Raw genomic sequence first — 25,955 nt, forward strand, 5'->3', positions numbered from 1 at the left:
TTATATGTTCATAGGGGATAGGTGTGGCAACGTCTTTTAAACAACTGGAAGCGCTTTTAGATGATATTGGTTGGAAATATAAGTCTAAGCCTAGTGACAGTGGTGGGTATATCTATTCTGGTTTTCCAACCAAGGTATATAAGGATAAAGATGGCGACCACTACGCTACCGTTCTGTTTTCAGTGCAGGAGAACGGTGAGTTAATTAAGTTTATCGTCCCCAAGCTTTATAATTGCGTTGATCGGAATAATCGCAAGGCTTTTTTTGAAGTGGCTGTTCGTAAATCCTTCGAGAAGAAGCTCTGTTTTTATGATTATGATCATCGAGACGGCGAAATCAGAATGATTGTTGATTTCCCGCTAGAAGATGCTTCGCTCACAAAGCAGCAGGTTATCCGTGTGGTTAAAGCCTTAATCACGTTAATTGATACCAATGATCAGGATGTCAGAGCCGCTGTCGAAGAGGGGCGGTTACCGCTGCTTGATTACAAATCTGATTTAAGCCACGAAATATCAAAAATGAATTCCGATCAGCAGCTAGAGTTGCTAGTTGAGATTAAGCGGCGCAATCAGGGGATAAAATAGAAATGGCTCGTGCTCCTAGAAAAAATCGTGAGTTTCGTGATTTTAAATTAGGCATTATTTTTCTCCTGTTTGTCTCTGTGATTCTGTTTGCGGTGACACTGTGGTGGATCAGTCCTGCTGATATGTTAGCGTTGATGCATTTTGATCAGTGGTCGGCGGTTGCAGACTCTCTGAACCTGATTATAGGCTTACCTATCGCATTTGCGGGGGCCTATGTAGCGATTGCGATCGCTTCGCGTACTGCCGATATCTCTGCTCGTCAGCAATCGCAAGAACTGCATACCTATTACGAGGGTTTGCACGAACAACTGATCGATAGCTATTATGCGATCACGCAATCTGCGAATAGTTTAGTGTCCGCTTCTAACCGGTTTGAAGAGGGCTTTTATTCCTTTCTTAAGCGCGAAACGGCGGCTAAATATTCGGTGATCAACTTCATTGATGATCAGCATAAAGCCAGTTACATCCAAGAGATTTTAGCCACCAATAAAAACGGTATTACCGATGTATTAGAAAAGCTGCACACCGATATAAAGCAGCATATTCAACAGCTTGTAGACTCTATTGATTTGGCATTCAAATATTCATCGGTGAATGAATCGTGGAATATTTCAGTGCAAGCGCCGGGAAAGAAGATACTGCTTTTAGACGCCTATGAGCACGGATATTTTAAAGGCCAATTTATCGGCGCGGGGAGCAGTGAAAATTGGTTAGCGGATGCTAAAAATGCTGTTATGGAGCGGCTGGATCTTCAGGAGGTCAGCAACTCTTTAACCGGCTCGAATGAGAAGGTTCATCCATTATTGCCTTTCTGCTTTTACATTTCAGAGCTTAATGAGCTGAAGGAAAGCGTGGGTGCTGACCTAGGACGCTGGAGCCCTGAAGTGCTCTTGGCGGGTTATTTTTTAATGACGCACACCACACCGAATCAATCAGGTAAGTGCTTGTATTTTAATACGGGAGCGCTGTTTTTGGTTGATCTGATTAATAACCTACCTAGCTCACAGCAGATTAAATACGCATTCTCTCACCGCTATGCTGAAACAGAGCAAATTCTTTATGGGGCCTCTGACGAAGCCAGTGAAAGCGACCTCTATAAAGCGGCGGAAGACTCATATGAAAGCCTTGGCGATGACAGTAAAAAACTGTTTTCAATGTTATCCAAGAATATTCAGCTATCCCACTATTCGCCTCGCATTCGTAGCACACGCAAGACGATTGAGGCGGTTCTTGCTACCTACGGTCCAGACGATGAGATTCCTTTGCTGGGTATTAAGTATGAATTATTGAATACCGCTTCTGAAGATGATCGTTACGATAGCGCCAAGGTGTAGCAACCGTTGGACAAAGGTGAGAGCTATTTTGAACCATAACCGGTGACTTTTTAAATTCTTGCGGTTTTTTAAGATCGCTTAGATGCTGAATGATTGTTGATCATTAGCAAGTCGAGCATCTAGCGAGCGCTTGAGTAGAGTGGATTTTTGTGCCGTCGTATGAAGCGAGCAGCGCACAATGCTCAGAGGGATTTGAGTCGCTTCTGTTGTTAAATTTGTTTCGATTCAGTTGCTTGGAAGTGGGTGGTTAGTCCTGTAGTCAATAACGTCATTTTGCTATTCGATTTAACCGACTCTAATAGTTGTAAAAATATTGGCAGATAGGGCTTGCATTTAATGTTTATATTCGGATAATAGCCCTCAAGTTGTTGAGCTGAAAGGGATTTGAAGCAGGTCTCAACTTAGACAGAGTCAGTTAAATTACAGCTGAGTCTTTATGTTTTGCCCGGATGATGGAATCGGTAGACATAGGAGACTTAAAATCTCCCGACTGAAAGGTCGTGCCGGTTCAAGTCCGGCTCCGGGCACCATTTAATGATCATTCAATGGATGAATGATTAGAGTAAAAAAAGTGAAGCGGAATTAGCTCAGTTGGTAGAGCGGAACCTTGCCAAGGTTCAGGTCGTCGGTTCGAGCCCGATATTCCGCTCCAGTTTCACTTGTTATTCTTCTGCATCTCTTCTTTGCTAAATCTATCTCATAGTTCTTTATGTCCAGCTGCATAGCTTAGAGCATTAAGCATTTCTATATTTTCCTCATCCTTTGTTAGTCATTTATCCTCAATACCTTGCTACGGTTATCGATTCAAAAAAATCTAAACGCTAAGCGATCAACGTTAATGGTTACTAAAGAGAGTGCGGCGACCACCTATGCATGTGTCTGAGTGATCGCACGAGAGTCTATGTTGTTATTGATCGCGAAAAATTTCGAGTGTGGTATCCAGCATTCGGTTTGAAAAACCCCATTCGTTATCATACCAAGCAAAAACCTTTACCAGACCGTCCATTACATGGGTTTGATTACTATCAAAAATAGACGACGCTGAATGGTGATTGAAATCCACCGACACCAGTGGAAGCTCATTATATTCGAGTATATTTTTTAGGCTACCTTGGGATGCTTCTCGCATTAGTTGGTTAATCTCTTCTACCGAGGTTTTGCGGCCAGGCCTAAAGCAGAGATCCACCAGTGATACGTTTGCTGTCGGCACACGCACGGCGAGTCCTGTCAATTTGCCTTTCAGTTCAGGCATTACAATGCCAACCGCTTCAGCAGCGCCGGTACGGGTAGGGATCATCGATAGACCCGCAGCCCGTGCGCGATAGATATCATTGCTATAAACATCCAGCAGGTGTTGATCGTTTGTGTAGGCGTGAATCGTCGTCATAATACCTTCAGTAATGCCGATATTATCGTTCAACGTTTTGGCGACAGGGGCGAGGCAGTTGGTGGTGCATGAAGCGTTGGATATGACCTTGTGCTCAGGTTTGAGAATGCCGTGGTTAACGCCGTAGACAATCGTGGCGTCGGCATTTTTGGCAGGGGCCGATACTAAAACGCGCTTAGCGCCCTGATCTAGATGGACCGACGCAGTTTCTCTGCTGGTAAAGTGACCGGTACATTCATAAACGATATCAATATTCAGTTCAGCCCACGGTAGGGCGTGAGGATCCGCTTCACTGATAATTTTAATGTCATCCCCAGCCACTCTCATTAAATCACCTTCGGCGCTGACAGGATGATTGAAGTGTCCATGTACGCTATCGAACTCAGTTAGATGTGCGTTAACTTTGCTGTCGCCGAGATCGTTAATAGCAATAATTTTAATCTGGCTATTTTTACCTGACTCGTAAAGGGCGCGAAGAATATTGCGACCTATGCGTCCATAACCATTTATCGCGACTCTGATAGGCATGAGGTGCTCCTTGTGTTGCATGACTTTAGTTTCAGCATAAAACGATAATGCAATAAAGCAAAGTCTGGTAAAAATTAAACTGCGCAGAGACCTCTTATTTTGAGGTGGTGGGTCGATGGGGTCTATAAAATAGCAGGGGATTTAACTGGTCGCATTGATGCAACTGATATAAGATTAGTATCCAATATGTATTGTGTATTTTTAATATCAATGTGGCCTGAGATAATGCTGACAACACAGCCTAAAACCTATGAAAAAGTATTTGAAATCGCTGATAACTTACTGGCTGAGGGGCGCAAGCCAACGCAGCAGATGGTACGCAATGAGCTAGGCTCAGGTAGTCTTACTACCATCAATAAGGCGTTAAATGATTGGTGGCAGGGGTTAGGAAAAAGACTGTTAGAGCAAAACGCCCGTCCAGAGATACCTGAACCCGTATTTAATAGCGCTAACACCCTATGGCAGCAAGCACTGGCCTATGCCGAACATCAGTTGTCAGATCAACGACAACAATTAGAACAGCACTATCTCGAGCTAGAATCCTCACTCGAAGGGCAAAATACGGCCCACCGAGATGATCTACGTCGCTTGCAGGACCTATCTGATAAACTAATGGCTGAAAATCAGCAAAACCTTGCGTATATTGCACAGCTGCAGAAAAAACAGCTGGAGCAGGACGAAAGAGAGATGCGTCTTGAAGCGGAAAATCGTGATCTAAAGCGTCAAATTAAAGAGTATGAGATTACTCTAGATCGGATGGAACGTTGTGGTGATGGCAATCACCAGCAGGAATTGCTGGAGTATCAACATAAAAATCAGTACCTTGAGGGAGAGTCTTCTCGGCTGGAAAAGCACCTGCAAACGTTGCAAGATGAAAATCGTCAGCTCAGAGAGTCTCTATTTGATGTTGAGCGCAGCAGTATTAAAGAGAAACACCAGTTGGAGCAGGTAATCAGCCAACAAGATTTGCGCTATCAGGAACTTGAGCAGCGCTCCACGTCTAGTCGTCTTGAGCCGCTGCTCGAAGCTCGGTTAAAAGAAAAAGAGAGTGAAGTTGAACGGCTTCATTCCTTGCTAGAAAACTTTAAGTTAAAGTCATAATTAGTTGAATTATAGGGATTATGGACACATATCTGGATAAAGGCTCCGCCTACGGAGAGATTCTGGAAGGGATCAAAAGCTGCGACCCCGACGGTTCTGTTTGCTGCACGGACGAGGTTGTTTTTAACCTGGGCAAGGTCGTCTTGGTCAAAGAAAAATTGGCGGGGATTACCCTGCAATTAGTAGATGAACAGGGTTATGCCATTCGCCAGGTGACCAGCAAAAAGCCCTCTGATGATCAGCCCAGCGATCGCCATTTAAGCACCCGCCAAGCCGCCGTTATCCGAGCGTTGGAGAAGGTATTGATGCATTGTAAGAAGGAGGGCATTAAGCTCGTCGGCTATAGCGATGAACTCGTTGCCATGCCTGTTGTGGTGCGTTCTGATGATGTTTCGCCGGCTGTAGCCCTTGATATCGATACCCATGGTGTTTATTGCGGTGCCGATAGTATGGTTGAAAACGATAACAGTTGACCTAATCGCTACACTCTGTCGCTTTGATGGGTATAATTACTGCACATGATAATCAAATGGATTCAGGCTATACATGAGCGCTATCACGGTATTATTGGTTGATGATCATCCTGTTGTAAGAGCAGGGTTCCAGCGTTTATTGGATAATGATAGCCAGATCGATATCATCGCTGAGGCGAGCAGCGGCCAAGAAGCGGTCGAAAAATATCTCTCTGTCCGGCCCGATGTGGTGATTATGGATCTGTCGATGCCTACCGACAGCTCTGAAAGCGGTAGTGCGCAGGGTTATGGTGGACTCGAAGCGATCCGCGTTATTCGTGCAAAAGATCCTGAAGCCCGTGTCTTGGTGTTGACGGTCATGGAGAGTGAGCCGTTTCCAGCCCATGTTGTTCAAGCCGGCGCCTCTGGCTACCTGACTAAGCGTTGCGCGCCTGACGAGCTTATAAAAGCTGTTCATATGGTGTCAGAAGGGCATACTTACTACGCTGAAAGCATTCGAGAGATGATTACACCCGGAGGCGGCGATTCCTGCTCGCCTTTTGCCAAACTCACGAAACGTGAATTTCAGGTTTTTTCCTGCTTGGCTCAAGGGCACTCTGCCGCTCAGGTTGCCGAAGATATGTTTCTTAGTCCTAAAACGGTACATGCCCATCGCGCCAATATTCTGCGCAAACTGGGTATCAATAACAATTCTGAGCTTGTACATCTGGCTATTCGTCATAAGATTGTAGAAGCCTGAATAATCTATTTCGGGCCGTGAATTATAGGTTGGCTTTGGGGTCAATCTAGCTTTTCATGCATGCTTATCTGAGGCCCAATCTATGTATAGTCAGGATCAATCTGAGCTGATACTCGAAGCTGATTTTCTCTGGCGGGAAATAAACGTCGGAGATGAAATCTACCTTGATGCCGATTTTTATAGTGATGATCGGCGGCTGCTTTGCCGAGGTGTGCCATATCAGGTGCTTGCTAAAACGGACAAAACTTGTGGGGCTCAAGAGCTCATTGTTCAGTCATACCAAACTCAAGAACTGGTTGCTGTTTCACCATACCTAGTCTGTAGTTATGAGTGTCCAGCACAGCCTGTTTTAATCTCTTGAATTTCTCGTTAATCTACTCGAAAGCGTTCTTTTAGTGAACGCTCAAAGACCGGCATCAAAGCGTATTTCTATCGTATTAACACCGAATTATTACCTCTAATAACCACACCTAAGGCTATCAAATTAGCAGAGCAGGCCGGCATCATAATGCCTGTTTTTACATTCGTCGCTGTTTGAATTCTGTGAACCATTAAAGCAAGGTTGAGCATGTGTGCGTAGAGCGATGTTTGGCGGCAGTTAGTGCCAATAACCTCAAATTTTTCACGTAGCGCACGCTAATTCTTACTGTTTTTCTCTTTAACCAAGCTATAGCGAAGTGAGTAATAGCAGTCTTTATAATGCCGAAATAGCGGTTATCTTTATAAATATATAACTTCGTATAATGTATATTATGTTAAATAGGATAATTATTTATGGTTCTGCCTGAGCGGGTCATGCTGCTTCCTCAGCGCTTTGCTCTATTTAACGTAATCTAAGTTATGGGTAGTCATCTGTATCGTTGTCGCCCGCCGAGTGGATCGTTATAACTCGGTTAAATCCGTTTGAATTGTTTGAGTGTATGCTGATGGCATTCTTGTCTTGTACTGATGCCAAAACGCATCGTGCGGAGAGGCCCGCTAAATCTTTTTTTGTGGGTAATACGTGGTTTCATGTAACTCAGCGCACGTCATATTTTAACCTCACTATTCCGTCAGCAGATGACTACCCGACAGGTGTGTTTTCTTCCGGTGACTCAACGTAACAATTTGTATTTTTCTAAGCCTTACGGTCACCAAACTAATCTGCCCGTTTAGGGGTAATTCAATCTGGTTGAGAAACTATTGCCTAAATCGGACCAACTTCACTTAGTGCTTTCGGGAGGCATTCTGTCAATGTAAACAGAACCTGAAACGATGTGCTTATTACTTAACTCTCAAATGCTGTCCTTAAAATCAGTCTCGAATAGTCTTCACGTTTTAGCAGCCAATCATCCTACTGATAAACTTGGATACTTGGATAAGTTTGTCGTCCAAAAATCTATCAGTCATCGCAGGGTAAATAACGAACCTCAATCGTAGAGACATTGATTGGTGATATTCGGGTTCACTGAATGAGCACCTTTGAAACTTTAATGGCTAAGCTAATGCCGATCTAATCAAGTTGCTGTTGAGATAAGCAGTCGACAGTGATGGCTATCGTTTATCTAAATATCCTTAGAATAAGGTGCTGGGCTTAAGAGCTGAAACACCGTTATTAATGCTCTTGATCCTACTTCCAGTAGTAGACACTACTGGTAATGAGAGCGTCTAATCTTTATAATACAGCCTTTATCCCGTATCGGTGATTGAGGTTTAAAGTCTGTGTCGAACAAAAACTTTCCCGGCTTACCCTTATTTGATTCAGCTAAGCACTTTAATCAGATCCCTCGTAATGCCACGTTTCCTGATCAATCGCCTGCGGTTGAGGACTTCGTGCTAAATGTTGCTGTTGATGATGCCTTAGATGATTATCGTTATACCAAAGACTTCCTCTGTAGCTATAGCAAAAAAAGTCGGGATACCTACGATAAATTCCGAGGTGATGCTGAACGGCTTCTCCTTTGGGCTTGGTTAATCAAAAAGCGATCCATTGCCACATTGCGTCGTCGTGATTTGGAAGAATACATGGATTTTGTCGCCAAGCCCGACCCTCTATGGCAATCAAAACATATCGAAAAGCGCTTCTTGAGCAATAATGGTCAGCGCCAACCTAACCCTAACTGGCGGCCATTTCGTCTTGTGGGGGCCGGTATGGGCAGGCTTAATACTAAATCTTGGCAGGGTTTGTTCTCTAACCTTAGCGTGCTATTTAACTATCTTATGGCTGAGGATTATGCGCCTGGCAACCATATTCCAATTGTGAAGAAAAACTGCCCCTATCTACGTCAAGAAACCGGTATCAACACCGCTCGTCGCTTATCCGAATTGCAGTGGGAATACCTGCTCAGTGCCGCTAAATCGATGGCTGATGCTGACGCCGAACATGAAAGAACACTGTTTGTGGTGGCCACCCTTAAATCACTTAAACTACGGATTTCAGAGCTTTCTGAACGGCCTAACTGGTTGCCGGTGATGTCCCACTTTCACCGGGATCATGAGGGTAACTGGTGGTTTCGTACCTACGGTAAAGGTTCCAAAGAGCGGGATGTTTCAATTTCTAATGAGTATATTCAGTTTTTGCAACGATATCGCCTCCATCGAGGCCTGAGTCCCCTTCCCTCTAAAGACTCTGCTGAACCGGTCATTGAGTCCCGCGTTAAAAACCGTGGCATTGGCAGTCGTCAACTGCGCAATATTGTTGAATGGGCGCTGCAAGAAGGCTGCCATGCCCTTATTCAGGATGGCTTTGATGTTGAAGCCTCAGAGCTCCGTGCCGCTACCACCCATTGGTTAAGACACACTGGCGCGTCAATGGAAGTCGCTGCCGGTCGTAATCTTGCACATGTTCAAGCCGACCTAGGTCATGGAAGTATCAGAACTACCGATGAACTGTATGTTGATTCTGACAATATGGAACGGGCATCGAGCGCCAAAGACCAAGGGGTTTGATAGTCAAATAATTTACTTTATTAATCTTTATAATCATTTGATTATATTGATCTATTAAAGTTATGAGTTGAATTTATTGGCTGTAAATTAATGATTTTGCGTTGGGGTGCTTGTTATTCTCCTAAGGCTAGCTACCCCGAGCATTTTTAATAACGAAAAAAGGGCTTGTAACTATCGTCCTCTAGGGATCTGCCTCAACGTTTTATGCAGAACAGCACCTTTTTAAGGCCTGCTTTATGTGCGGCCTATCGTTGTTTTTTCAACAAAAACAAACATTAATAATACTATCCTTTGCCCAAGTTTCGATTGCCAAATAATGATATTCATTTAATACTATCAAAGCATGCCTTGACTAGAGCAAAGGATTCTTTATGTCAGAACTAGAATTATTCCATTTTTCTGAAGATTCAAGTGTCAGTGAAATGTCCGTTTCACCGTGGAAGGTGCTCAGTGTTGAGGATGATACTACCTACCAAGCCTCTCTGATTTATAGCTTAAAAGATTTGATCGTTTATGGCCGTCCAGTTGAGATGCTAACCGCAAACTCAATCAGTGAAGCCGCGCAAGTTATTTCTCATAACAATGATATCTGCGTCATCCTCCTTGATGTGGTCATGGAGGACGATGATGCGGGCCTAAGACTGGCTGGAACTATTCGAGATGTACTGGGTAATTCAACGGTACGTATTATTCTCGTGACTGGGCAGCCAGGGATGGCACCCCGTAATGAAGTGATGGCTCAGTACGATATCGATGAATACTGGAATAAATCTGATCTAGTACGGGATACGCTGCATACCGTCGTCAGCAGTCATATCCGTACGTGGCGCTATCTTTCAGAACTCATTGAGGCTAAGCAAGGCTTACAGATGCTGGTTGATGCAGCACGCAGCATCAGTAATAAGCAAAACTTAACCAGTTTCACAGAAACTGTCCTCAATGAAATCGGCCATATCATTGGGATCCAGCAAGGCGGCATTGTTTGCTTCTCTTATCAGGGTGACCAATTCTCTCCTGACGCCCGAATCCTCGCTGTCAGTGGTAGCTTTAATGTATCTGATCGAAAATATAAAAGCCTTGGCGAGCTTAAACTTGAAGAATATCACCCAGCATTTACTATCGCTTCTGCCGAGCGCCGCCATCTATTCGATGAGCATTTCACCGTACTGCATTTCGATACACCAAAAGTCGACACGACGCATTATATGTTGTTGGTGCGTACCAGTAACAAACTCACCGACCGTCATATAAATCTGCTGCAAGTCTTCTGTGAAAATATCAACAGTGGCTTTACTGCAGTAGCGTTGGTGAACCGTTTAACAGATCTTGCTTATCGTGATCAGGTGTTGAAATCCTATAACCGTAATTGGCTGTTACGTGAGTTATCCATTATGACTCAAGAGGATAAGCAGCAAAGTGAACTGGTAGTCGTCGTTATTAACGACTTTACAGGCATGATGGTGACCTTTGGTGAGCGTTACTGTGAAGATATTTTAGCTGCCCTGCTCCGCAACATTTACACGCTCTACCCTCATAATGCGATTGCCCGGACCGGCGACTGCACCTTTGCTACGCTACTGGGTAAAGATAAAGCCTTGAGTGAAGCCCATTTACTCGACATGATTGACCAACGATTGACTCTAAATAATACCATCCATCGATTAACCTTAACGGCCGCTCGCATCGACCTCAGTATGCTGACGGAGCTGAAGGCAGAGCAGATTCTACAACTCTCTGAATCGACCGTTAATATGGCGCACCTTAAGGGCCTGCGGGTGATTAACTATGAGCCAGATATATTAGGCTCAATTTTGGCCAGCCACCACCTGTTAATGGATCTTCATAATGCAATTGACCACCATGAGTTTTTCATTATGTTGCAGCCAAAGGTACATATGGACAGTGGTAAGGTGGCAGGTTTCGAAGCCTTGCTGCGCTGGCGTAAGTCGGATGGTCAGGTTATCCCTCCGGATCGTTTTATTCCTCTCGCTGAAACCGCAGGTCTGATTAGTCATCTTGATCTCGAAGCCGCCAAGCAAACCATCGCGGCAGCCACCCTATTACAGCAAGCGGGTTTTAACTTGCCAATATCCTTCAATGCGAGCTGTACCGATTTAAACCAGAAAGATTATGTCGATGCTTTACTCAAAATGATTGTCGAGAGTGGTCTTGATGGCCGCCTGCTTGATATCGAAGTGACTGAATCGAGCACCATGCTAAATTATGAGTTTATTAACCCGATTCTTAAGCAGTTTTCTGATCGAGGTATTGGCGTCAGTATTGATGATTTTGGCACTGGCTACTCGTCTCTTGCTCATGTGGCCAATCTTGCTGCAACCACTTTGAAAATTGATAAAAGCTTTATTGACCACCTAGGTGAAAATAGTGCCGGCGACCACCTAGTTGAAATGGTGGTTCAACTAGGTGAGCAGTTTGGTTTTGCTATTGTAGCCGAAGGTGTTGAAACGGAAATTCAACGGCAGCACTTGTTGAGTCGAGGGTGTCAGATCGCCCAAGGATATCTATTTGCCCATCCGATGCCGGTCAATGAGGCCCTTGAATGGCTAAGGTCACAGTCGAACCTATGAGCAGATCGGCCTCAACCGTTGACACAGCCCAAGCGGGTGATGTTCAGATATGGCTGAAACGGTTTAATCGTAAACGTCTGACCTTTGCCGCCGCATTGATCATTTTTACACTACTCTGCGCCGTGATGCTATACAACAATATCAAAGAGGAACGCATCACGGCGCTTCGAGAACAGCATGAAGAGCAGATCACCCTTGCTGTTATTGATATTAACCGTGAACTAGGTGATATACGTAATATTTTGCGGTTGCTCTCTACCGATAGGGATGTATTAGATGGTTTATCCAGGCCCTCCGCCGACATCGACCGCATTGCGACAGTTTTCAATCAGTTTGGTCGAGCGGTTGATCATCTATTACAGGTCCGCTGGCTCGATAACCAAGGTTATGAACGTGTCAGAGTCAATATCAATGATGGCAAAACTGAAGTCGTGCCAGCCAATGCGTTACAGGATAAGAGCGATCGATATTACTTCCAGAACGCCATGCAGGTGCTCCCGCCTGACATCTATATCTCTCCGATAGACTTAAATATAGAAAACGGCCAAATCGTCAAGCCTTTCCAGCCTGTGGTACGCATTGGTTTTCAAACTAGCGAAGCGGATGGATTGCAGTCCGGCGTATTACTGATTAATTACGATCTATCAAAGCTGATCGCGCAAATTAGAGCATTGAGTACCGAACATGCTGAGATTATGTTGGTGGACGCTTGGGGGAACTGGTTAGAACACCCCAATGCCGATCTTGAATGGGGCGCACTGCTAGGCCAGCCCAACAATAGTCTTAAACTAACAGATCCACTGCTCTGGTCACGTATTAGTGATGAGAAGAGCATCATCCTCCAACCCTACAACGGTGAGCTATATAGTTCCCGGCGAATCACCCTCTCCACTAACGATTCGCCTGAGGTGGCTGAAAACATTTATATGGTGGTCTGTACCCCAGGCGATACGGTGGATGATATCCAATCGGCGGCGCTTCAACCTTCCCTATTACTCGGATTGTTTATTCTTCTTGTTGGCGGTCGTATATTGTTGCGTGATTTCAGTATGCAAAATAGCCTGCATGATTTGACCCAAACACTGGAGTATGAAAAACATGAACTTAAGCTACTAAATGACGAGTTAGACAATTCATTATCACGCCAGCAGTTATTACAAAACGAGCTAGTCGAAACCCGTAAATTATCGTCATTGGGAATGATGGTTGCTGGGGTTGCGCATGAGCTTAATACGCCGATCGGCGGTGCCGTTATTGCTAACTCAAGTTTACAAAGCGGGCATGACTCGTTGAAACAGTCGGTCAATGAAGGCCTGAGCCGCCAAGCGCTCGATAACTATCTAACCAACACCGATGAAGGGTTAAAGCTGGTCGATACCAACTTGAAACGGGCTGCCGGTCTAGTTAAGAGCTTTAAGCGATTGGCGCTGGATCGTGCGAATGAAGAGATTCTGACGTTCAACCTTACTCAAGTTGTTAACGATCTATTCTGCACTCTCACCCCTAAAATTAAAGAATCCAATACCCGAATAATTAACCATGTTGAAACTGAAATCACTCTGCGTGGCTATCCTGGTATCGTTTCTCAGATTTTACAAAACCTCATTATTAACGCGCTAACCTACGGCACTGCAGACATGCAAAGTGGTGAAATACTCTTAGATGCCAAACTTACGAATGGTTGGGTCGTTATCACCGTGACGGATAATGGTAATGGGGTCGCCCCAGAGTTAAGGGATAGTTTGTTTGATCCCTTCGTCACCAGCGGTCGTGGTTTGGGTCATACCGGATTAGGGTTACACCTAGTGCATCAATGGGTGACGGATTTAATGCATGGCCGGATTAATGTTGAATACCCTGACGTTGGCGGCACCCGCTTCGTTATCGAACTGCCGCAACAAATAGAAGCGACGACGTAGTCTTCGTCATAATCCGTGCTGGATTATTAGTAGGAGTCCCTTCTAGGGGCGATACAGCCCTAATCAGGCTCTTCGCGGCTGAAGATGCTCCTACTAACAATATCAATGAGAGGCTCCCTACATAACGTCCTAGCTACTGATTTGAGTTGGTTATTGAAGAGTCATATTCAACTCAGCCTACTCAGGAAAACTCTATTCGGTTGCGGCCTTTCTGTTTAGCACGGTACATCGCACCATCTGCCTCTGAAATGATGTGATTGATAGTTTGGCTACTATTGTGACCTGATTCGAAATTGACTGTTGTTACGCCAAAGGATGCAGTCACTGAAATCGTTATTTTGCTGTCCAGCGCGATAGATAGTGATTCTATCGCTAGGCGTAATCGTTCGGCTGTCTGTCCTGCTGCCTCTGCATTGGCTTGCATGAGTAATACGACAAACTCTTCTCCGCCTAAACGGGAAAGAATGTCAGTTTCGCGAAGGGTATTTTGACTGATATCGGCAATTTTCTGCAGCACGAGATCACCGATAGCGTGTCCATAGGTATCGTTGACCTGTTTGAAATGATCCAAATCGAACATGATCAATGACAGTTGATTATTATAACGGCTGGCAATAGTCAGTTCGCGGTTCGCCAACTCGAAGAAATAACGCCGGTTGATTAGTTGGGTCAAGAAATCAAAGCGGGCCTGTTTTTCAAGTTTTTTCTCCATCTCATGGTGTAGCGTTACATCCCGCCCAATAGCGAGTGCCCCAGTTCCGGTATCATGCTCCTCAGCCACAATACTAAACATTAAATAACGTTGACCAGAGCCGGTGGGAATCTTAATTTCCACTTGTTGAGGAGTGCCGTTACTAATGACATCGCGGATGACTGAGTGGTAGTTTTCAAGAAAGCTGTTATCCGCGTTTGGTATATAGGCAAAGGTGAAAAGTGCGTCGAAGTTGGGGTTGGTATAGATCAACTTGTCATCATGATCATAACGGGCAATAGCATCCGGGGCGTTTTCCGCCAAACTGCGATAAGCGAGCTCTCGTCGGCTTAACTCCTCATGATTATGAATATTTTCAATGGCCAGCGCGGCTAGATTAGCGGCAAAGGATATGCGCTCAATATCATCGCCATTCGGTGTGCTAGGGGTTCTATGGTAGATCGCAAAGCTGCCGAGCACTTTACCGTTAGAGGAAATAATCGGCTCAGACCAACAGGAGCCAAGACCTGCACTCGCGGCCAGCTCGCGATAGGGTGTCCAATACCAGTGAGTACTGATATCTTCGACAATAATGCGCCTGCCGAAAAAAGCAGCGGTACCGCAGGAGCCGACGCCCTCGCCTATTTCAATACCATGAATTGCATCACTATAGAAACTCGGCAGGTTTGGGGCGGCGCAGCTTAACAGGTGTTTTCCTTCAGTATCTAATAGCAGAACACTGCAAAGAGTATCCGGAGCGTCAGATTCGATATCGGTGATCAACTGATACATTATGTCATTAAGTTCTTCACCTTTAGTCACCCGTCGTAACATTTTATTTTGGGTGATGCTTCGCTGTTCACTACGCCATTTTTCGGTGATATCGGTGCAGTTATAAAGGTGTTTATTGTTGACCAGCGATACCTGTGATGAGATACGTTTAGTACTGCCATCCTTACAATGAACAGTACTTTCTGCAGTATAGAGGCTACTGCAGCCACAGCTATTATCTGCTTGTTCTTGAAACCATTGTTTCCAACTTGACTCATACTTTCGGCGATATTCAGAGTCAGGATACGCTTTTTCATGCCAAACTTTCGTGTTAGGCAGGTCCTCTAAGGTATATCCAAGCATACGCACGAAAGTGTGATTCACATATTCGATCGAGCCCTGTGCATCGCACCAACTGATACCGATTGGGGAGTTGTCCAGCAGATCCGTTATTTCAATGCGCTGCTCTTTACACTGTTTGAGCGCCTGTTGAAGGTTTTGCTCTCTCATACTACTGAGGGTGCTGTTCGCTAGCGCGGTGGTCACTTGGGCCATATGCTTAAGCTGTTTTTTAACTCGCTCTTTCGATATTACCGGAATTTTCTGAATCGCGGCGATATAGGTGTCTTTATCGAAGCCATAAGCTTTAGCTTGTTGTTCAAAACGCTTTAGATCTGGCGCTTCATTTAACAGCTGGCCCATATAAAGAATTGCAATCGGTTGATCTTTGATAATGATGGGAATGGCATAGTCATACAGACCATTTTTATAGAGGGAATAGCTCAGTTGTTGCTTAGCTTGTTCAAGTAGGCTGTGATAACGTGCGTTACAGCATCGACTGCTAGCTTCATTCGTGCGGTGAAAATAGCGACAGGCATCAGTCCAGCCCGCCTTTGCCAATGTCTCCCCTGTCGGCGCCATTAAGCTATTGGGTATGCCCGTCGCTTGATAGTAGCCTTCCAGAATTTCGGCAAAGCTGGGGATATCGATTAACTCTTCGATGCGGTAAGTATTGATGGAGCCGGTAGCCGAAATTCTGTTCATTGATGACATCTCATTGAAACCATCCTGGCAGACATTTTGTAGCGGATGAGTCAGCAGCGATTAGTGTTTCATGCATCTGACTTACTCCAAGCTTATGCACCTAGATAAAGGAGGTCAATCACGAAAATATGTTCATTTTTGTGTTTTTACCTAATGTGCCCATCAGCTTTTACAGAACGTTATAAATAGAGCCGAAAAAATCAAGTTAACTCTCTATTATTAAATGAATAAAATATTTGATCTGATGGATTTATTGCCTTTCTAGCTATTATTTTTCAGCGTTTCCGGCGACTAGATATATATCCTATTTTGTGGATACAGAGATATTTCTGCTGCAAATGTTAGTATTTGCAGTCAATGCTGATGAATATAAAAAAACAAAAATAGGAATTTATCCTAGAGACAATATTACCTTTTGTTTCTATTATTGCGCACATGTTCAGGGCAGTCAGGGATTTGATTGCAGAGCTCAGCAGAGTAGCCAGGGGGATTGCAGGACGCATCGGTTACAAGGAAATGGATTGCTGAAAGAGGAAGCTAGGTATGGACACTATCACTTCCTTGTTTTTTTTTGCCTATAAATCGCGTTAAAACTGCCGCTAGCAGTATCACTCATTCTAACGCTTTCCTACCTCACCCTCGCCTTTTCCGTTTATCTATTCAAGCTATCCACCCAAGCCGTACTCGCTTTATCATTTTGGCTCGATCTTATTTTATGCAATGCGCTTCTCTCCTTTTTTATATCGGCGACATGCTGAGCATCATCAATGCCACTCAGCCCTAGCGATGCTAGCTATTTAGTTGACTTAAAAAGATTTTTGATATGGCTAAGCATAGGCATAATGACCGATTTCAACTTTGGTTTATTGCTGCCGTTAAATTCGATGGGGCGGCTAACCATCATGGCTGCGATACCGATACGCGCCGTGTAGATGCCCGCCCCTACGCCCTGGCCTATTCGGGTGCTAGTCATCGTAGTTAAAGAGGCTGCGCCGAATTCACTCATCAGTTGATCCACCATAATATCGGTTGCACCAACAAAGATTAACTGGTGAATAACCTGCTTTAACAACTTATATCGGTTCGATAGTGAAGGACGAATGCCATAAACCTGCGCGACTTCATCGATCATTTTTAGACTGCGCCACAAGGACAGCAGCATATCGAGGGAAGCCCAGGGGCTCACGGCGACCGCCGCACCGGTTTGCAAACTAAATGACGAAACGCGGCGCAGCGCTTCTTGATCTAACGGTTGCACAAATACTCGTTCGATATGCTCGATAATTTCCCGATCATTGCTATAGTCCGGTAGTTGATCGATACAACGTTGATAAAAAATAGCTTGCGGCTTATCGGCGTAGAATGTTTGTAGCTTCTGGATAAAGTGTCGTGCATCACCAAAATCATTGGCACTTGATAACCGTTGGGCATCTCGTTGTATGTCATCTAGGGCTTGCAGATTTTCACGGTCCCCAAAGTAGCGCCATGCCAACAGGCCTCCCATCCCCGCCACTAGGGTAATTAACAGTACAAAGGCACAGGCAACACTCCAGTGAATAGCCAATGCACTTTGAAAGACATCATAAATATCCCAGCCGATGATCACGATGACTAACACTGATAAGAGTTTGACGAAGTTCTTCAGCCCTTTTAGCGGTAATGTTTCAAGTTGAATACTGGAATATTCAGACACTCGCGGTAAACGCTCGCCGGTAGTGATGGTCTCAGGGGCGGCGGATAACCGCTCTTCATTTTCAGGAATAAAGGTTTTTGCCTGTCGTGGCTCGTTAGCAGAGGCTTCTGCTTGCCCTTCTGCATCGTCGTTGTCTACGCTAAATTGATGACCGGTTCTACGCTCGGCGGTCTCATTATGCTGGGGATTCTTGTTCATACACATTTATCTCCGATCAGAGCGTTGAGTACTGTATCGATGCGAATATGAGGAATGGCATCATCATTTTGATACGAGATCCCCTTGGGTGGGTTGAGCGGCGGGATTTTCCAGTCTAAAAAAGGAGCCCATTCGTCACCCTCGGGAATACGGTTAGGAATTTTCGGATGAATATAGCCAATGGCCTCACCATCAGCGCCAAAACCGCTGATCCCCAATTCGTTCTCATGTCTCACTTCTTTGCTTGAACGCACCGCCGCGGTAGCTTCGCAAATCGGCTGTATGCCTTCATGCTGAGCATTGCGGTAAGCTTGTTTAACAATCACCGATAGCAATTGGCGAACCGCCTCGTGGTCTTCCGATAACACCTGATCAATTTTAGTTGCTGCAAAAACAACTTTATCGATTTTAGGACTAAACAGTTGAAATAACCGGTTGCGGCTACCGTAGGCAAAGCTATCGGTAATATTAGCCAGTGCTTGACGCATGTCGTCAATATACTCAGGTCCAGCGTTAAGGGCATTGACCACATCGACGAGCACTAACTGCCGATCAATACGACTAAAAAATGCTTTATAAAACGGCTCGACTAGCTCTTTAATATAGCGCTGATACCGCCGTTCACAGATTTTATAATAGCTGTTATTCGCAGCTGCTTTGAGCTGACCTTCGGTATAACTACCGCACTTTAATAGCGGCACAAAACATAAAACATCGAGGTCTTGTACTTTTCCCTGTATCAGAAAACGGCCCGGCTGGATCAAGCTTAGACTTTTACTGCTGTATTTACAGGCGTTTAAAAACGCGACATAGCGTTTATTCAGCGCTTTAAGGTTGACTTCATCGGCCTCGGCCAATGGGTCGAGGTGCTGTAGCTCCGTTAATAAATCGCCGAGCAATTCGACCCGGGGTGATTGGGTATATTGCGCGTTACATTGGGCACACCAGCGAGAATAACTCATATCCCGTAATGGTAGATCCAACAACCATTCACCAGGATAATCACGAATTTCTAAGTAGAGTGAAAACTGTTTGCGACTAAACGGGTTAAATTTAGCGCTGCTATTTGCCAGTCTTAACTCTAGCAAACAGCCGCTGGCATCCTCGGTAGAGGCTGGCCAATGAGGCTCTGGGCTACAAAGGCGGCGGTAAGCTTCATCGTAGGGGAACTGAGGTAGTTCCGGAGCATCTAGCGGATGGATTTTGACGCCCAATAAGCGGTCAGTCAGTACCGGCGAGAAGCCCGCTAAACTGGCTGTATCATGTTGCTGAAGTTGATTAATCAGACTGGTAATAAAGGTCGATTTACCACTCTGACTCAAGCCGGTAATACCGATGCAGAAGCGCTGATCTCGCAGTTTATCCAATTGCGCCGAGGCGCTGTTAATACCATCGTCAGCCAAGTCGATAACGGCTTTTAATGGTTTTTTGAAAACGCTGGATACTAATCCGTCAGAGTCTTTCATTCGATCCTTAATGTTATGCTTAGATGCTTATTTGCACCTATTGAGTTATGTTATGTAAGCTGTACGCCTATTTCAACAACCTTGAATTATCACTCTTTTTGAGTTTGTACCACATCAAATATCAGTTAGGCTGAAGAATGCTCGATCAATATCTCTAAATGCTGATCAGTGATGCCTGTGGCCAATAGGTCTGCCACCGTGATGATACGGGCAGGATCGTGCAATTCGTTAATCCAGGCGCGCGGCATGGCGTCATAACCCCAGAAAGCACCGGCAATTTGTCCATATATTGCGCCAATGGTATCCGCATCATCGCCTAAATTAACGGCCAGTTTAGCACCTTCTTCAAAGCTCGAAGCGTTATAAAAGGCCCACAATGCAGCCTCTAGCGAAGTAACCACATAACCACTTGAGACCACTTGTGATTCATCTAGCTGACTATATGAGCCCTGAGTAACAGCAGCCACTTCGTACTCTAATGTCTCTGCAAAATAGGCGGCAATCGCTGCGGGCGAAAGCACTTCGTTTTTGTCATCACTATTGAGCGCGCGGATCAGTATAAAAGTGAACACCCTATTAGCATCAATGCAGCGGCGGTCACTATGGGTGAGTGCCGCGTTGTCAGCCGCGGCGCTGATTGCCCTATCCAAATGCGCATGAAATTTAATAACCACAGGCGCCAAGCGCATCAATGCGCCATTGCCCGCGCTATCGACATCATCGGGATGAATTTCCCGACTCAAATCAACCCCTTCACGCTCGAAACGCTGAATCGCTCTTTGTGTTTGGAAACCGATATCAAAACAGCGGCCGGTACTCGACATATAGCCATCGCGAAACCAGCGTTGATAGCGTTGCATCTGATCTTCAGGGTCATGTTGGTTGCAGTGTATTAAGCTTGCCCCTGAACATAGCGCCATGGAGGTATCGTCTGTCCAATAGCCCGCTTTCAGGTTATGCGGTCCACCGGCGCGATACCCTTCAATCGGTTCAAAAGAACCCCGTGGCATGAATTCAACAGCGGCGCCGAGAGCGTCCCCCACAGCTAACCCAACCAGCATGCCTCTTAATTTATCTAAACGCTTATCTAAGGACATCTCTATTTCCCTTTGTGACTGACCGCTACATTGTCGTTATGGTTGCCTTCACGCCATTTGACAGCAGAGGTCACCGTATCATCCTGTTGAATATCGGTTAGATATTCAACATCCCGACAAAAACGAGAGGCCGTTTCAATTAACGGTTGCTGCCAATGACCTTGCTCTCAACGATATCGCTGTCCTCGGTGTTCGAGCCATCCGTCGATATGCCGCCCTGAAGGATCATGGTGGGTCCAATGGATCACACCGCCTTGTTTATTCCATTCATATTCACCGTTAAAACTAACGCTATCACCTGCTTGCAGCCCGTTTATCCGTGGTGCTAAATCGATATTATGGGCGACGAGCACGGTAATACCCGAGGGCAATCTAAGGATAAACCGCTGATGTTGGCTGCCCTGTCGGTCATCTGACAATGTTTTGCTGACAATACCGGTACCACGAACCTGTAAATTACTTTGCTGATTGTGATAAGCCTGCTGAATAATGCTGTCGCTGGGCTGAGTCTTTGGGGCGAAACCGGTCGATACATTATGCGGTAGTGATTGATAGGCCGTCGATAGCAGTCCCGCGACAATGACCAGCGCCACGATCAGTTTGAGTGTTAACTTTCTTGGCCGTTGCTGGCGCAGTGCTGTTTGGCTGTGTTTATTTGCCGCAGGTCTTGTTGTTTTGCTCGCTGGATTAGCGGCTTGCCCAAGCCCTTCTATCCGAACATCAGCCGCTCGAAAACGCCCTTGGCTATCTTGCATTGGTTGAAAGTGGATGATATCGCCAACATGAGGTTGGCGAGAGATTCGCCCGAAGTCACGGATATGCACAAACACATCAGGGCCATCTTTACGCTTGATAAAGCCATAGCCTTTGTCATTTTTCCAGACCGCTAATGTCCCTGACTGTTGCTGCATAAGTGGTCATCTCCCTGAATTGCCATTGATCTAAGGTGATCAGCGGGTAATTGGGATCTGCATATGAAAGGTTGACCCTACGGCTGGGTCAGAAGTCACGGCCATATGCCCCTGGTGCTGCTCAGTGATGATGTAATATGAGAACGACAAGTGCTCTCCAGTATCAAAATCTTCAGCAGGTTGAGTGTTACTGAAAAACGGTTCAAACAGACTCATCTGCTCTTCGCTGGTCAGACCGACACCATTATGCTGGATCTTAATCCACATATTGTCATAGCTCTCTGACAGAATAATCTTGATAGTCGGCTCAAAGCCTTCAGTGCCAATCTTTTTCTGCAAGGCTGCACAAGCATGCCGAAACAGACTGAGAAATACCTGTTGTAGCTCGGTGATATAACAGGGCACTTGCGGTAAGCCTTTCTCAACCTGCCACTCGAGCTTTACCTGATTAAACATCAGTCCATCCGATACCGAGATCACCTCTTTACCTAGGTTAACGGTATGCTCCATCACATCAACGATATCAGCCATCTGCTTTTCGCTATTGCGATTACGGGCAAAGGTCAGCAGGTTGTGAATGATCTTAGCAACCTGATCCCCTTTGTCGGACATATCGCTATAGATTGACTCTAACAGCGGTGTTTTATCACCAGCCTTCTGACTGTCAGCCATGATGTTTTTAAACCGTTTTAGGTCCATCAGAATGGCTTGCAGTGGAATATTAATATCGTGGGCCATCGATGACGCCAGCTCACCCATAAATGACATTTTATCATTGTGGATTAGCAGGTTTTCTGCAGTTGTTTCTTTCGAGACATCATCCACCAGAATAACAACACCGGGCTCTGGGCCTTGCAGCGGGTAGATCGTTATATCGAAGTGGGACAGACTACGTAAACTCTGTTTTAAGTGGATAATTTTGTTCTGTTCGATCGCCTGCTGAATATGTTCAGGGACAATCGTCATGGTGGGATAGGCTTCCCACAGTGTCTTGCCGAGCGCTTTCTCTGACGGTACGCCGGACAGCTCTTCTACCCGTTTATTCCACTGAGTCACCTGCCCATCTTTATTCAACCCCACCAGCATCAGCGGCATAGAGGTGAGAATATCTTTGACATACAACTCAGAGCTACGCAATTGATTCGCTGTGATAACGTGTTGCGCTACTTCGGATTCTAACAACTGATTGCTTTGTATTAACTTACGGTTCGACTCTTCAACGGCCGCGGTGCGCTCTTTGACCCGTTGTTCTAACTCATTTTTAATCGTTGTTAACTCGCGGTTCGCCCGATGTGCTCGGCGGCTATAGATCAACAGGTAGATGGCGGTGATTGATAGAATGATAATCAGGCTTGCGCTACTGAAATTCGCGAGGTGTTGCCACTTGGTTCTACCGCTTTCATCTTTAAACCAATCAACGGCGGCGGCAGCCCATGGGCTCTGTAAGCAGAGTACGAGTACAATAAATACGTATTTAATCATATGAGTGTATTAACTAATCCGGATGAATAACAAAAAACTGTGTCGCTGTTCGGTTATAGCGGTCTTAATCAGAGCAGAGCCGAAGTAAATAACTTTAACGCATCAGTCAGCTTACCTGCATGCTATTAGAGTGATTTTATAAGCTTAGTTTCAATTTAGTTCTATTCTATAGGAATTGGCGCTAGTTTCGCTATGTTTATAACGCTTTATCGACGTCGATGGTTGCTGTATTGACGCCGCACTGAAGCACTCGGCTAATCATTCTACAATGACTTGAAACCGAGCGCAGGATTACCGCTCAACCGTATCCAATCGCGGCACCGATATCGGGTAGATAAAACGGCAACACAACGGACGCCCCACTCGCTCGACTCTCTATCAATACACGGTTTAATCATTGATCGGTTATCTATCTGCCGCTAACAGAATCAGCTTAATGTATTGCTTGTATAAAGAGATTTAATTATTTGTTTTTATTGCCAATAAACATCTGCTCAAACTGTTTTATGTTTTGCTGAATATAATCGAGGAAAGCCTGCATGGCAGGGGTTGGATGCTTCGCCTGAGGGTGAACTACGCAGAAGCTACGGCGCAGTGGAAAGCCGTCTAGATTAACGATTTTTAAACGCCCCAGTTGCAATTCAGAACCAATACTCAGCTTGGGCAGTACCGCGACACCGAGTCCGGCGATCACTGCGTGTTTTACCGCATCATTAGAGCCAATTTCCATACTCGGAGTAAAACGTAAACGGCGTTCTTGGCAATGCTGTTCTAATGCTAATCGACTACCTGAACCCGATTCTCGAACCAGTAAATGACTATTGAGAAACAGCTGTGGGCTCAGCTCGGCAGGACTGAGATCCAGTAACGGATGTCCATCAGGCACGACAGGCACCAGTTCGTTGTCCAAAAATGGGAGTGACACCAACGGCTTATCAATCGGCACCATACCCATGATCACCAGATCATCATTATTTTCATTCAACCGTTGTAACGCAGTCGCGCGGTTGACCACCCTAACCCGTACACTGACATGCGGATGCAGATCGAGAAAAGCGCGCAATAGATAGGGCACCATATATTGCGCTGTATTAACCGCCACCAGCTTTAACTCCCCTGCTACATTGCCCTTCAGCGCTCCGAGATCGGTTTGCAAGTCGGCTAGTTCGATAAATATCCGGTTAATACTCTCTGACAATCGCTCACCTGCTGCAGTACAGAACAATCGCCTACCGACATATTCAAACAGTGGCTGATCTAACGCTTGCTCCAATTGGCGCATCTGACTACTGACTGCTGGCTGAGTCAACCCCAGCAACTCTCCTGCCTTACTGTAACTCTGTCGTTCATAAACGGCTTTAAACACCTGAAGCTGACGAAAAGTCAGACGAGTGGCGATATTTTTGATGGTTAATGGCACTTTATTTTGTTCCTTTGTGTTTATCTATAAGTAATACCTTATAGATAAACTAAGAAATATCAATTTCTCCTTATCAAAGAAATTAACTAAGCTCTGTTTATATTCTTAAGGCAAACAGTCTACGGAAAAGGTTCATGCCTTCCATAAGACAAAGGAGAGTTTCATGACCGATAAAGTACTGATTAAAAAAGTACTGATCGCCAACCGAGGAGAGATTGCGGTACGTATTATCCGCGCTTGCGCCGAATCAGGCATCCGCTCTGTGGCGATCTATACTGAACCTGATCGTTATGCCCTGCATGTAAAGCGGGCCGATGAAGCCTATTCACTCGGTGAGGACCCATTAGCGGGCTACCTTGATCCACAATGCATCGTTAACTTAGCGCTCGAAACCGGCTGTGATGCTATTCACCCAGGTTATGGCTTCCTATCCGAAAATGCCGAATTTGCTCGACTGTGCGAACAGCAAGGCATCGCTTTTATCGGACCAAAGTCCGCTGTTATTCATAACATGGGCGATAAAACCCAAGCCCGTGATTCGATGCGTGCAGCTGGAGTGCCTATCACACCGGGATCTGACGGTAATCTAGCCGATGTTGAGGAAGCCTTAGCCTTGGCAGACGAAATTGGATATCCAGTCATGGTTAAAGCCACCTCTGGTGGCGGCGGTCGAGGTATTCGTCGCTGTGATACTCCGCAAGAACTGAAACTTCAGTATCCACGGGTTATTTCCGAAGCAACGAAAGCCTTTGGTTCAGCTGAAGTCTTTATGGAAAAGTGCATCGTCAACCCACGCCACATCGAAGTCCAGATTTTAGCCGACAGCCAAGGCAACGTAATTCACCTCTATGAACGGGACTGTTCGATTCAACGACGCAACCAAAAACTGATCGAAATTGCCCCAAGCCCTCAATTAACCCCAGAGCAGCGCCAATATATCGGCGGATTAGCGGTAAAAGCGGCAGAAGCTGTGGGTTATGAAAATGCAGGTACTGTAGAGTTTCTGCTCACCGGTAATCAGGTGTATTTCATGGAGATGAATACCCGAGTGCAGGTGGAACATACCATTACTGAGCAGATTACCGGCGTCGATATTGTGCGTGAACAGTTGCGTATCGCATCAGGATTCCCCCTGAGTTATCGCCAAGAGGATATCTCTTATCGCGGTTATGCGCTGCAATTCAGAATTAACGCTGAAGACCCCAAGAATGATTTTCTGCCCAGCTTTGGCCGTATCTCTCACTACTACGCACCCGGCGGCCCCGGCGTTCGTGTCGATACCGCCATCTATACCGGTTATGAAATACCCCCCTATTACGACTCCATGTGTCTTAAATTGGTGGTCTGGGCGTTAACCTGGGAGGAAGTGGTCGCCCGTGGTCAGCGAGCGCTAGATGATATGCGTCTGCACGGCATTAAAACGACCGCTAACTACTACCAACAGATCTTGCAGCACCCTGACTTTCAAGCGGCAAACTTTAATACCAGTTTCGTACCGGATCACCCGGAACTATTGAACTATTCCGACAAACGCCACCCGAGCCAGATGGCCCTTGCGGTTGCAGCGGCCATTGCCGCGTACGCGGGCTGGTAAGCCAACC

At 45.6% G+C, this 25,955-nt stretch carries 18 protein-coding genes and 2 tRNA genes; 12 read left to right on the plus strand and 8 right to left on the minus strand.

Annotated features, from left to right (window positions below; all coding sequences use genetic code 11):
- Window positions 1–23 precede the first annotated feature (23 nt).
- From KO512_RS14655 to KO512_RS14670, 4 genes are all read left to right on the plus strand, one after another.
- Window positions 24–584 (plus strand): hypothetical protein, encoded by a 561-nt coding sequence (locus tag KO512_RS14655; RefSeq protein WP_215953089.1) that lies wholly within the window; start codon window positions 24–26, stop codon window positions 582–584.
- Between the two features lie 2 nt (window positions 585–586).
- Window positions 587–1,918: a hypothetical protein gene (locus KO512_RS14660; protein WP_215953090.1), complete on the plus strand. Its 1,332-nt coding sequence runs from the start codon at window positions 587–589 to the stop codon at window positions 1,916–1,918.
- Between the two features lie 443 nt (window positions 1,919–2,361).
- Window positions 2,362–2,448, plus strand: a tRNA-Leu gene (locus KO512_RS14665).
- Window positions 2,449–2,494: 46 nt separating this feature from the next.
- Window positions 2,495–2,570: transfer RNA gene (locus KO512_RS14670), tRNA-Gly, on the plus strand.
- Window positions 2,571–2,825: 255 nt separating this feature from the next.
- Here the strand turns inward: KO512_RS14670 and gap are convergent.
- Window positions 2,826–3,833 (minus strand): type I glyceraldehyde-3-phosphate dehydrogenase, encoded by a 1,008-nt coding sequence (gene gap, locus KO512_RS14675; protein ID WP_215953091.1) that lies wholly within the window; start codon window positions 3,831–3,833, stop codon window positions 2,826–2,828.
- Window positions 3,834–4,058: 225 nt separating this feature from the next.
- On the opposite strand from gap, the gene KO512_RS14680 reads away from it, so the two are divergent.
- The 7 genes from KO512_RS14680 to KO512_RS14710 all read left to right on the plus strand — a co-directional run bounded on the left by KO512_RS14680 (window position 4,059) and on the right by KO512_RS14710 (window position 13,581).
- Complete coding sequence (locus KO512_RS14680; RefSeq protein ID WP_215953092.1) at window positions 4,059–4,934, plus strand: DNA-binding protein; 876 nt, start codon at window positions 4,059–4,061, stop codon at window positions 4,932–4,934.
- A 20-nt stretch (window positions 4,935–4,954) separates the two neighbouring features.
- Complete coding sequence (locus KO512_RS14685) at window positions 4,955–5,407, plus strand: response regulator (protein ID WP_215953093.1); 453 nt, start codon at window positions 4,955–4,957, stop codon at window positions 5,405–5,407.
- 73 nt (window positions 5,408–5,480) lie between these two features.
- The gene (locus tag KO512_RS14690; RefSeq protein ID WP_215953094.1) at window positions 5,481–6,146 is read left to right on the plus strand and encodes a response regulator; all 666 of its coding nucleotides are present in this window, start codon (window positions 5,481–5,483) and stop codon (window positions 6,144–6,146) included.
- An 82-nt stretch (window positions 6,147–6,228) separates the two neighbouring features.
- Window positions 6,229–6,507, plus strand: a complete 279-nt coding sequence (locus tag KO512_RS14695; protein WP_215953095.1) for a hypothetical protein — start codon at window positions 6,229–6,231, stop codon at window positions 6,505–6,507.
- Window positions 6,508–7,847: 1,340 nt separating this feature from the next.
- Window positions 7,848–9,074: a tyrosine-type recombinase/integrase gene (locus KO512_RS20520; protein WP_215953096.1), complete on the plus strand. Its 1,227-nt coding sequence runs from the start codon at window positions 7,848–7,850 to the stop codon at window positions 9,072–9,074.
- 371 nt (window positions 9,075–9,445) lie between these two features.
- Entirely contained in the window at window positions 9,446–11,662 is a 2,217-nt protein-coding gene (locus KO512_RS14705) for a GGDEF/EAL domain-containing response regulator (protein ID WP_215953097.1), read from the plus strand.
- Window positions 11,659–13,581: a sensor histidine kinase gene (locus tag KO512_RS14710; protein WP_215953098.1), complete on the plus strand. Its 1,923-nt coding sequence runs from the start codon at window positions 11,659–11,661 to the stop codon at window positions 13,579–13,581. Before KO512_RS14705 ends, KO512_RS14710 begins: the two co-directional genes overlap by 4 nt.
- A gap of 181 nt (window positions 13,582–13,762) precedes the next feature.
- On the opposite strand, the gene KO512_RS14715 is transcribed toward KO512_RS14710, so the two are convergent.
- The 7 genes from KO512_RS14715 to KO512_RS14745 all read right to left on the minus strand — a co-directional run bounded on the left by KO512_RS14715 (window position 13,763) and on the right by KO512_RS14745 (window position 24,354).
- Window positions 13,763–16,087 carry a diguanylate cyclase gene (locus tag KO512_RS14715; protein WP_215953099.1) on the minus strand — a complete coding sequence of 775 codons (2,325 nt, stop codon included), beginning with the start codon at window positions 16,085–16,087 and terminating at the stop codon, window positions 13,763–13,765.
- 793 nt (window positions 16,088–16,880) lie between these two features.
- Window positions 16,881–17,978, minus strand: coding sequence for a TIGR01620 family protein (locus KO512_RS14720; protein WP_215953100.1), 1,098 nt, complete (start codon window positions 17,976–17,978; stop codon window positions 16,881–16,883).
- Entirely contained in the window at window positions 17,975–19,444 is a 1,470-nt protein-coding gene (locus KO512_RS14725) for a YcjX family protein (RefSeq protein WP_215953101.1), read from the minus strand. The genes KO512_RS14720 and KO512_RS14725 overlap by 4 nt, the downstream gene beginning before the upstream one ends.
- A 125-nt stretch (window positions 19,445–19,569) precedes the next feature.
- A complete protein-coding gene (locus KO512_RS14730; RefSeq protein WP_215953102.1) occupies window positions 19,570–20,541 on the minus strand; it encodes an ADP-ribosylglycohydrolase family protein in 972 nt (323 codons plus the stop codon).
- A gap of 167 nt (window positions 20,542–20,708) precedes the next feature.
- Window positions 20,709–21,452 (minus strand): DUF3465 domain-containing protein, encoded by a 744-nt coding sequence (locus tag KO512_RS14735; protein ID WP_252735032.1) that lies wholly within the window; start codon window positions 21,450–21,452, stop codon window positions 20,709–20,711.
- 39 nt (window positions 21,453–21,491) lie between these two features.
- Complete coding sequence (locus KO512_RS14740) at window positions 21,492–22,934, minus strand: two-component system sensor histidine kinase NtrB (RefSeq protein ID WP_215953103.1); 1,443 nt, start codon at window positions 22,932–22,934, stop codon at window positions 21,492–21,494.
- Between the two features lie 463 nt (window positions 22,935–23,397).
- Complete coding sequence (locus tag KO512_RS14745) at window positions 23,398–24,354, minus strand: LysR family transcriptional regulator (protein WP_215953104.1); 957 nt, start codon at window positions 24,352–24,354, stop codon at window positions 23,398–23,400.
- 178 nt (window positions 24,355–24,532) lie between these two features.
- Between KO512_RS14745 and KO512_RS14750 the strand changes: the two genes are divergently transcribed.
- Window positions 24,533–25,948 carry an acetyl-CoA carboxylase biotin carboxylase subunit gene (locus KO512_RS14750; protein ID WP_215953143.1) on the plus strand — a complete coding sequence of 472 codons (1,416 nt, stop codon included), beginning with the start codon at window positions 24,533–24,535 and terminating at the stop codon, window positions 25,946–25,948.
- The last annotated feature ends 7 nt before the right edge of the window (window positions 25,949–25,955 follow it).

Source organism: Amphritea atlantica (assembly GCF_018860855.1).
Lineage (GTDB): Bacteria > Pseudomonadota > Gammaproteobacteria > Pseudomonadales > Balneatricaceae > Amphritea > Amphritea atlantica_A.

Excerpts from the sequence above, each read along its gene's own strand:
- KO512_RS14660 (WP_215953090.1), top strand. The coding sequence starts at position 587 with ATGGCTCGTGCTCCTAGAAAAAATCGTGAGTTTCGTGATTTTAAATTA.
- gap (WP_215953091.1), bottom strand. The coding sequence starts at position 3,833 with ATGCCTATCAGAGTCGCGATAAATGGTTATGGACGCATAGGTCGCAAT.
- KO512_RS14680 (WP_215953092.1), top strand. The coding sequence starts at position 4,059 with ATGCTGACAACACAGCCTAAAACCTATGAAAAAGTATTTGAAATCGCT.
- KO512_RS14685 (WP_215953093.1), top strand. The coding sequence starts at position 4,955 with ATGGACACATATCTGGATAAAGGCTCCGCCTACGGAGAGATTCTGGAA.
- KO512_RS14690 (WP_215953094.1), top strand. The coding sequence starts at position 5,481 with ATGAGCGCTATCACGGTATTATTGGTTGATGATCATCCTGTTGTAAGA.
- KO512_RS14695 (WP_215953095.1), top strand. The coding sequence starts at position 6,229 with ATGTATAGTCAGGATCAATCTGAGCTGATACTCGAAGCTGATTTTCTC.
- KO512_RS14705 (WP_215953097.1), top strand. The coding sequence starts at position 9,446 with ATGTCAGAACTAGAATTATTCCATTTTTCTGAAGATTCAAGTGTCAGT.
- KO512_RS14710 (WP_215953098.1), top strand. The coding sequence starts at position 11,659 with ATGAGCAGATCGGCCTCAACCGTTGACACAGCCCAAGCGGGTGATGTT.
- KO512_RS14715 (WP_215953099.1), bottom strand. The coding sequence starts at position 16,087 with ATGAACAGAATTTCGGCTACCGGCTCCATCAATACTTACCGCATCGAA.
- KO512_RS14720 (WP_215953100.1), bottom strand. The coding sequence starts at position 17,978 with ATGAACAAGAATCCCCAGCATAATGAGACCGCCGAGCGTAGAACCGGT.
- KO512_RS14725 (WP_215953101.1), bottom strand. The coding sequence starts at position 19,444 with ATGAAAGACTCTGACGGATTAGTATCCAGCGTTTTCAAAAAACCATTA.
- KO512_RS14730 (WP_215953102.1), bottom strand. The coding sequence starts at position 20,541 with ATGTCCTTAGATAAGCGTTTAGATAAATTAAGAGGCATGCTGGTTGGG.
- KO512_RS14735 (WP_252735032.1), bottom strand. The coding sequence starts at position 21,452 with ATGCAGCAACAGTCAGGGACATTAGCGGTCTGGAAAAATGACAAAGGC.
- KO512_RS14740 (WP_215953103.1), bottom strand. The coding sequence starts at position 22,934 with ATGATTAAATACGTATTTATTGTACTCGTACTCTGCTTACAGAGCCCA.